Below are 208 nucleotides of genomic sequence, written 5' to 3' on the forward strand. Positions count from 1 at the left end.
GACCCAGTGGGTGTTCCTGGCGGCGCTGCCGCTGACGCCCAACGGCAAGCTGGACCGCAAGGCGCTACCGGCGCCGGACGCCAGTGACAGCCAACAACAGTATGTGGCGCCGGCGACGGAGCTGGAGCGCACATTGGCAGCGATCTGGGCGGATGTGCTGAAGCTGGAGCGGGTCGGGATGGCCGACAACTTCTTCGAGCTCGGCGGG

The 208-nt window shown here is 68.3% G+C and carries 1 pseudogene; it reads left to right on the plus strand.

What is annotated here, in order from left to right:
- Positions 1-208, plus strand: a pseudogene (locus HMPREF2886_RS28425) (peptide synthase); the annotation flags it as partial.

The sequence above is a fragment of the Pseudomonas sp. HMSC066A08 genome, from assembly GCF_001813025.1.
In the GTDB taxonomy this organism is placed as follows: Bacteria; Pseudomonadota; Gammaproteobacteria; order Pseudomonadales; family Pseudomonadaceae; genus Pseudomonas; species Pseudomonas aeruginosa.